The 8003-nt window shown below is 74.9% G+C and carries 7 protein-coding genes and 1 pseudogene; 4 read left to right on the forward strand and 4 right to left on the reverse strand.

Features of this window, described 5'->3' with window-relative positions; genetic code table 11:
• Nucleotides 1–528, forward strand: a 528-nt coding sequence (locus AB0G13_RS33145) for a helix-turn-helix domain-containing protein (protein WP_357883157.1), incomplete at its 5' end; no start/stop codon positions are given.
• Nucleotides 529–549: 21 nt separating this feature from the next.
• Here the strand turns inward: AB0G13_RS33145 and AB0G13_RS33150 are convergent.
• Nucleotides 550–1899, reverse strand: a complete 1350-nt coding sequence (locus tag AB0G13_RS33150; protein WP_357883160.1) for a hypothetical protein — start codon at nucleotides 1897–1899, stop codon at nucleotides 550–552.
• 89 nt (nucleotides 1900–1988) lie between these two features.
• On the opposite strand from AB0G13_RS33150, the gene murD reads away from it, so the two are divergent.
• Nucleotides 1989–3335 carry a UDP-N-acetylmuramoyl-L-alanine--D-glutamate ligase gene (gene murD / locus AB0G13_RS33155; RefSeq protein ID WP_357883163.1) on the forward strand — a complete coding sequence of 449 codons (1347 nt, stop codon included), beginning with the start codon at nucleotides 1989–1991 and terminating at the stop codon, nucleotides 3333–3335.
• Nucleotide 3336: 1 nt separating this feature from the next.
• Here murD and AB0G13_RS33160 read toward each other — a convergent pair whose 3' ends face one another.
• Both AB0G13_RS33160 and AB0G13_RS33165 read right to left on the reverse strand, forming a co-directional pair.
• On the reverse strand, nucleotides 3337–3642 hold the full coding sequence (locus tag AB0G13_RS33160; RefSeq protein WP_357883166.1) for a DUF6114 domain-containing protein: 306 nt from the start codon (nucleotides 3640–3642) through the stop codon (nucleotides 3337–3339).
• A gap of 142 nt (nucleotides 3643–3784) precedes the next feature.
• Nucleotides 3785–4837 carry a hypothetical protein gene (locus AB0G13_RS33165; protein ID WP_357883169.1) on the reverse strand — a complete coding sequence of 351 codons (1053 nt, stop codon included), beginning with the start codon at nucleotides 4835–4837 and terminating at the stop codon, nucleotides 3785–3787.
• Nucleotides 4838–4998: 161 nt separating this feature from the next.
• On the opposite strand from AB0G13_RS33165, the gene AB0G13_RS33170 reads away from it, so the two are divergent.
• On the forward strand, nucleotides 4999–6306 hold the full coding sequence (locus AB0G13_RS33170; protein ID WP_357883172.1) for an aminotransferase class III-fold pyridoxal phosphate-dependent enzyme: 1308 nt from the start codon (nucleotides 4999–5001) through the stop codon (nucleotides 6304–6306).
• A gap of 17 nt (nucleotides 6307–6323) precedes the next feature.
• Entirely contained in the window at nucleotides 6324–7814 is a 1491-nt protein-coding gene (locus tag AB0G13_RS33175) for a CoA-acylating methylmalonate-semialdehyde dehydrogenase (protein ID WP_357883175.1), read from the forward strand.
• Here the strand turns inward: AB0G13_RS33175 and AB0G13_RS33180 are convergent.
• A pseudogene (locus AB0G13_RS33180) lies at nucleotides 7786–8003 on the reverse strand (acyltransferase); the annotation flags it as partial. The gene AB0G13_RS33175 and the pseudogene AB0G13_RS33180 sit on opposite strands and share 29 nt — an antisense overlap.

Below are 8003 nucleotides of genomic sequence, written 5' to 3' on the forward strand. Positions count from 1 at the left end.
GGCCCGGCCCGGCCGCCCGGCGCGGCCCGGTGGGACGGCCCGGCCCGGTCGGACGGTGCGGGCCGGGCGCCGCAGAGCGGGGCGGTGCTCGTCGCGGCCGGTTCGGGGGTGGCCGGCCTGCGCGAGGCGCGACGGTCGCTGATCGAGGCCCGGCAGATCGCCGACGCCGCCCGCCGGGACCGGCGGGACCTGCCGGTCTTCCGGCTGCCGCACGTGGGACTGGCGGGGCTGCTGCACCTGCTGCGCGACGAGCCCCGGTTGCAGACCTTCGTCGAGCGGGAACTCGGCGCGCTGCTGGCCTACGACGCGCAGCACCCACGGGAGCAGTTGCTCGGCACGCTGCGGGCGTACCTGGAGCAGGGCCGGAACAAGTCGGCGGCGGCCGGCGCGGCGCACCTGTCCCGGCCCGCGTTCTACGAGCGGCTGGCCCGGATCCGCCGCGTCCTGGAGGTGGACCTCGACTCGGTGGAGGACTGCCTCTCCCTCCACGTCGCCCTGCTGGCCCTCGACGCCATCCGCACCCCCTGACCCGATCCCGGGCCGGGAACGTCAGGTCAGGGCGGCGAGGGCCTTCGCGTAGGGCGGGGGGACGTGGTTCGGGCCGCCCGGGGTGAAGACGTCGGAGTCGGCGGCGGCCGACCAGGCCGTGTCGGGTACGGCGTCGACGAGGGCGCGCACGACCGGGGCGTCGCGCCACTGGTCCTGCTCGGCGAGCAGGCTCAACGCCACCACCGACTCCTCCACCTCGCCGACGCACTCGAACGGCTTGTGCCCGTCCACGCCGAGCAACTCCCGGTAGCCGGGGATTTGCGCGGGGTCGGCGAGCAGGTCGCCGCCGAAGATGTGGGTGATCCGCTCGTGCGACATGAACGGCGCCATGGCCAGGAAGACGAACCGGCACTTCGGGCAGTTGCGGCACCAGCGCTCGCTGGCGTCGCGCAGCTTGAACGCGGCGTTGCAGCTCGTCACCACGTCGTCGTAGCGGTCGATCTCGGCGAACGACCGGGCGATGTGCAGCTCCGACAGCGAGCGCAGCAGCGAGAAGTACGGCTCGGTCAGCCCGGCGTGCTCGGCCAGCGCCGCCCGCAGCAGCCCCTCCGCCTCCACGCCCTTGGACCACTGGTGGTTGATCTCGTGACCGTTCCAGACCAGGTTCGGGTCCGACGCCGACCGCTCGTTGGACATGACCACCGGCCCGAGGCCGTGCAGCACCGCCGTGGCGACGGCGATCAGCGAGTTGATCGCGGTGACCGGGATGTGGCCGTTGCGCGCTCCGGCGGCGTTCAGCTCGAACAGCACCGGGTCGATGCGCCGCCGGGCGGCGAGCGGGGCCAGGCCGGACGCCTCGTTCACCGCGACGATCACGTGGTTCGGGTTGACCGAGAACGGCACCGGGTCGAAGCCGGCCCGGCGCAGCGCCTCCAGGCTGACGATGGAGTCCTTGCCGCCGCCCACCGCCGACAGCGGACGCCGGTCGGAGTCGTCGTACTTCCGGGCGGGGGAGACCGTGCCGGGCGGCACCTCCGGGCGCAGCTGGAGCACGTGCGGCAGCTGGTTGCGGTACGCGTACTCCGCGAGACCCTTGGTGTAGACCGCGGTGACCAGCTCCGCGGCGGCCGTGCCCAGCGGCGCCGGCAGCACCAGGCGGGGCGGCGCGGCGGCTTTGTAGTAGCTGACCCCGGCGACGACGTGCAGCAGCTCCAGCACCCGGCCGAGGGTCGCCACGGTCTCGTCGGACGGCGGCGCGTCCGGCAGCGGGAGGGTGACCACCTCGGTGAACCGCTGCTCGCCGTCGGGGCCGGTGAGGGCGTAGTCGAACAACACCTCCCCGGTGGAGAGGTCGATCGAGTAGGACGGGAAGGTGAAGGCGTCCATCCGCCGCAGCTGCTCATTGGGCACACGCCATACTAGGCCCTGGTTCGTCCGGCCGTGTCCGGCTGCGTCGGACCCACCCCTGCCCCGCCGCCGACACCCCCTGAGGAGAGCCAGTGCGCCTGTCTGACCTGCGCGGACGTACCGTCGCCGTCTGGGGGGCCGGCCGGGAGGGCCGGGCCGCGGTGACCGCGATCGCCGCGCACGGCCCGGCCGAGCTGGTCGCCGTCGACGACAGCGCCAACTTCCTCAGCCTGCCCTGGGAGGGGCCGCTGGCCGAGGCGGCGCCGCTGGTCACCGGCGAGGAGGGCTTCGCCCGGCTGGCCGCCGCCGACGTGGTGGTCCGCTCGCCCGGCGTGCCGCAGACCCACCCGTGGCTGGTGGAGCTGCGCCGGCGTGGCGCGACCGTCACCCAGGGCACGGCCCTGTGGATGGCCGACCACGCCGCCCGCACCGTCGGCGTCACCGGCAGCAAGGGCAAGAGCACCACCTCCAGCCTGATCAGCCACCTGCTCGCCGCCGTCGACCGGCCGAACGTCTTCGGCGGCAACATCGGCGTGCCGACGCTGGACCTGCCGGACGCGGAGCTGTACGTGCTGGAGCTCTCCAGCTACCAGTGCAGCGACCTGACCGACTCGCCCCGGGTCGCGGTCGTCACCGCGCTCTTCCCCGAGCACCTCGACGCGCACGGCGGCGAGCGCGAGTACTACCGGGACAAGCTCAACCTGCTGGCGCACGGGCCGCGGACCGTGGTGGTCAACGGCGCCGACCCGAGGCTCGCCCTCGAACTGGGCGACCGCGCGGCGGTGCGCGCCGGCCTGCCGGACACCGCCCACGTGGCCGGCGGCGTGGACGGCACGCCCTGGTTCCACCTCGGCGACCAGCCGCTGTTCCCGCGCGCGGTGCTGCCCCTGGTGGGTCGGCACAACGAGGGCAACCTCTGCGTCGCCCTCGCCGTGCTCGACGCGCTCGGCGTCGACGTGGTGGCCCGCAGGGACGCCCTGGCCGTGGCGGTCGCCGAGTTCCAGGGGCTGGCCCACCGGCTCACCGAGATCGCCGACCCGTCCGGCCTGACCTTCGTCGACGACACCCTCGCCACCAGCCCGTACGCGGCCATGCACGCCATCGACGCGTACGAGGGGCGGCCGTTGACGGTGATCGTCGGCGGCACCGACCGGGGCCTGGACTACGCGCCGTTGCGCGAGCACCTCGCGGAGCGCGAGCTCACCGTGCTCGGCATTCCCGACAGCGGCGCCCGGATCGTCGAGGCGCTCGCCGGGCTGCCCAAGGTGCGTACCGAGGTGGTCGACGACCTGGTGGCCGCCGTCCGGCGGGCCCGCGAGCTGACCCCCGCCGACGGGGTGGTGCTGCTCTCCCCGGCGGCGCCCAGCTACGGGCGGTTCCGCAACTTCGAGCACCGCTCCGAGGTCTTCGCCCAGGCGGTACGCGACACCGCCGGCTGACTCAGCCCCGCTCGGCGGGCGTCGGGTCCGGCGTGCGCGCGCCCGGCAGCAGCGAGCCGCCGTCCTCGTCCTCGTCCTCGGGTTCGTCCGCGTCCTCCGGGTCCGGTGCTCCGGGCGTCCCGGTGGCACCGGTCGGTTGGCGCCGCTTGTCGGGCGTCCAGGCGAAGGCGAGCGCCCCGCCGACCAGGGCCAGGAGCATCCCGACCAGGAAACCGCCCAGGTTCGAGGTCAGCCAGGAGACCAGCCCGAGCAACAGCGAGAGCACGGCGTAGAAGACCCGCTGCTGCGGAGTGGCGACCAGCAGCACCCCGCGACCAACGCCGACAACTCGATCACCTTCACCAACCAGACGCTGACGAAGTTCTCCGGCCCCAGCCTCTGCTTCGGCACGGCGTACTTCTCCGCGGCGTCTCGCCCGTGCAGGACGCCACCAAGGGGAACAGCCCCGTCTACGTCAACTGACCGCGCTCAGCAGGGCCGGCGTGCGGCGATCCGTCGTGCGTCGGCCCCCGGTCGTGCGCCGGCCAGCCGTCGCCGAGGGCGGCGTTCAGGGCGCGCATCGACCGGATCGCCGAGCGGACCTCCTGCAGGTAGCGGCCCGGGGTGAGCGCCGGCTCGGGCAGCCCGGCCAGGTCGGGCAGGGCCGGGTCGACGCCGACGGTCTCGATCGCGCAGCCGTACGGCACGGCGAGGGTGCGCAGCGCGTCGCAGTGCTGGAACGGCACGTAGACCGGCGCGGTCACCATCAGCACCGGCTCGCCCGCGCGCAGGCGGACGTGCTCGGCCCAGAACCGCTGGGTGTCGGCGGTGTGCGCGCGCCGTCGCGCGGGGTCGCTGGACGGGGCGGCGAGCACCCGGACCGGCGGGCCGCCCACGGGCCGGTACGTGCGCGACGACCAGGAGTGGTGCGGGTGCCCGGCGTCGTGGCCGTCCTCCTCGGCCGGGGTGGCCACCGCGAACTCGCGCCGCACCGCCGCGTCCAACGCCGCCACCTCGGTGTCGCAGGGCGCGACGCCGGCTGCGTCCAGGGCCCGGCCCTCCACGTCGGACAGCGGGCGGAAGCTGCCCAGCACCGCCACCTCGCCGGTGACCCGGGTGCCGGCGCGCAGCAGGTGCGCCGCGTACGCGACCCGGCGCTGGCAGGCGTGCGCCAACCCGCCGAGCACGACCAGGTGGGCGTACCGCGACCGGGTCGGGGCCGCCGGACGGACCATGCCGAGCGCGGCGGCGGTGGCGAGCACCAGCCGCGAGGTGGCCGGATCGAAGGCCGGTTCCCGGGCGTCCGGGCGCTCCCGGCCGTCCCGGAAGTCCCAGTGGCGGGCCGAGAAGTCGTCGAGGCCGGCCAGCACCGCCGCCAGGTCGCCGTCCGGCCAGTCGCCGCCGAAGTGCCCGACCAGGGCGCGCAGCGGCGCCGAGCCCGCCCAGGCCCGTACGCCGGCCGCGATCCCCTCGACGTCCGTGCCCGCCGCGCCCGTCGGCAGCGCCACCTCACCGGTCCGCACCGCCGGATCGTACCGGCGGCCGAGGCGGCCGGCGGCGAACGACCGGGACGGGGCGACGGGGGTGTCGGGGGCGCCGACGCCGCGCCGACAGTGGCTCTTGTCCGCGCCGCCGGGTGGTGGCAGCGTGCGGTTACCGCGAACGCCGCTGAGAGGGTGCGACGATGACCACCGACGATCTGCTGGCCCGGCACCGGGCCGCGCTCCCGTCCTGGATGCCGCTCTACTACGACGAGCCGATCGAGCTGGTCCGCGGCTCCGGCCGCCGGGTCACCGACGCCCGGGGGCGCACCTACCTCGACTTCTTCGGCGGCGTGCTGACGAACATGATCGGCTACGACGTCCCGGAGATCCGGGAGGCGGTCGAGCGGCAGCTGCGCACGGGCATCGTGCACAGCTCCACCCTCTACCTGATCCGGCAGCAGGTCGAGCTGGCCGAGAAGGTCGCCCGGCTCTCCGGCATCCCCGACGCGCGGGTCTTCTTCACCAACTCGGGCACGGAGGCGAACGAGGCGGCGCTGCTGGCCGCCACCAACCACCGCCGCTCGCACCAGATCCTCGCCGTGCGCAACAGCTACCACGGCCGGTCGTACGCGGCGATGGGCGTGACCGGCAACCGGGGCTGGTCCGCCAGCGCGCTCAACCCGCTCCAGGTGGCCTGGCTGCACTCCGGCGAGCGGCTGCGCGGCCTGCTGGCCCGGCTCGGCGAGGCCGAGCGGGTCGAGGCCGCCGTGGAGGACCTGCACGAGGTGCTCGCCACCCAGACCGCCGGCGACGTGGCCTGTCTGATCGCCGAGCCGGTCCAGGGGGTGGGCGGCTTCGTGCACCCGCCGGACGGGCTCTTCGCCGCCTGGAAGAAGGTCCTCGACTCCCACGGCATCCTGTTCGTCTCCGACGAGGTGCAGACCGGTTGGGGGCGCACCGGGGAGCACTTCTGGGGTTACCAGGCGCACGGCGTCACCCCGGATCTGCTCACCTTCGCCAAGGGCATCGGCAACGGCTTCGCCCTGGCCGGCGTGGTCGGCCGCGCGGACGTGCTGGAGTCGGTGCCGGCGATCAGCTTCTCCACCTTCGGTGGCAACCCGGTCTCGACGGCCGCCGGCAACGCCGTGCTCGACTACCTGCTCGACCACGACCTCCAGGCCAACACGGCCCGCACCGGCGCGATCCTCGCCGATGGGCTGCGCGCCGCCGTGGGCGGTCTCGACGGCGTCGCGGAGGTACGCGGCAAGGGGCTGATGCTCGGCGTCGAGTTCGTCCGCCCGGGCACCGCCGAGCCGGACCCGGCCCTGACCGCCCGGGTCTTCGAGGCGTGCCGGGCCGGCGGGCTGCTCACCGGCAAGGGCGGCCTGTACGGCAACGTGCTGCGGATGGGCCCGCCACTGACGTTGACCGAGGACGAGGCCCGCGAGGGCCTGGCCATCCTCGTCGACGCCATCCGCTCCTGCGTGGCGGCGGAGGTGGCGGCGTGAGCGCGGCGGAGCACGACGTGCGCGTCATCGGCCACCTCGTCGACGGCAAGCCGTTCAGCGGTTCGTCCGGGCGGCACGGGGACGTCTTCGACCCGGCGACCGGGCGGCGTACCGCCCGGGTGGAGCTGGCCTCGGCGGCGGACGTCGCGGTCGCGGTGGAGGCCGCCGGGCGCGCGGCCCGGCTCTGGCGCGACGCGTCGCTGGCCAGGCGGACGGCGGTGCTGTTCGCCTTCCGGGAGCTGGTGCACGCGCGGCGGGACCGGCTCGCCGAGGTGATCACCGCCGAGCACGGCAAGGTGCTCGCCGACGCCGCCGGCGAGGTGCAGCGCGGCCTGGAGATCATCGAGTACGCCTGCGGCATCCCCTCGGCGCTGCGCGGCGGGTTCAGCGAGAACGTCTCCACCGAGGTCGACTCCTACAGCCTGCGACAGCCGCTCGGCGTCGTCGCGGTGATCTCCCCGTTCAACTTCCCGGCGATGGTGCCGCTGTGGTTCCTGCCCATCGCGGTGGCCTGCGGCAATGCGGTGGTGCTCAAGCCGAGCGAGAAGGACCCCAGCGCGGCGCTGCTGCTGGCGGAGTGGTTCGCCGAGGCGGGCCTGCCCGACGGGGTGCTCAACGTCGTCAACGGCGACGCCGAGGCCGTGGACGCGCTGCTGGAGCACCCGGGCGTGAAGGCGGTGTCGTTCGTCGGCTCCACCCCGGTCGCCCGGCACGTCCACCAGCGCGGCACCGCCGCCGGCAAGCGGGTGCAGGCGTTGGGCGGGGCGAAGAACCACATGGTGGTGCTCCCCGACGCCGACCTGGACCTGGCCGCCGACGCGGCGGTCAACGCGGGGTTCGGCTCGGCGGGGGAGCGGTGCATGGCGATCTCGGCCCTGGTCGCGGTGGAGCCGGTCGCCGACGCCCTGGTCGCCCGGATCGCCGAGCGGATGGGCCGGCTGCGCACCGGCGACGGTCGGCGCGGCTGCGACATGGGCCCGCTGGTCACCGCCGCGCACGCCGCCCGGGTGCGCTCGTACGTCGAGGCGGGGGTGGCCGCCGGCGCGGTGCCGGTGGTGGACGGCCGCGACGTCGAGCCGGACGGGGACGCGAACGGGTTCTGGCTGGGCCCGACGCTGTTCGACCGCGTCACCCCGGACATGTCGATCTACACCGACGAGATCTTCGGCCCGGTGCTCGGCGTCGTGCGGGTCGGCTCGTACGACGAGGCGGTGGAGCTGGTCAACGCCAACCCGTACGGCAACGGCACGGCGATCTTCACCAACGACGGCGGCGCGGCCCGGCGCTACCAGCACGAGGTGGAGGTCGGCATGGTCGGCGTCAACGTGCCGATCCCGGTGCCGATGGCGTACTACTCCTTCGGCGGCTGGAAGGCCTCGCTCTTCGGCGACCTGCACGCGCACGGCGAGGACGGGGTGCGCTTCTTCACCCGGGGCAAGGTGGTCACCAGCCGCTGGCTGGACCCCCGGCACGGCGGGGTCAACCTCGGCTTCCCCACCCAGACCTGAGCAGCCGCAGGGTGCCCGCCCCGACCAGGTACGCCGCCAGCGCCGCCGCCGGCACCCCCAGCGGCTCCGGTGCCGACCTCGGCGTCTCCGCGTTGACCACCAGGGCGTACACGACGGCGGCGAAACCGACGGCGGTGAGCGCGGTGCGCGCGGTGGCCCGCCACCCGCGGCCGGCCGGCGCGCGGCCCG

The sequence above is a fragment of the Micromonospora sp. NPDC023633 genome, from assembly GCF_040640035.1.
GTDB lineage: Bacteria > Actinomycetota > Actinomycetes > Mycobacteriales > Micromonosporaceae > Micromonospora.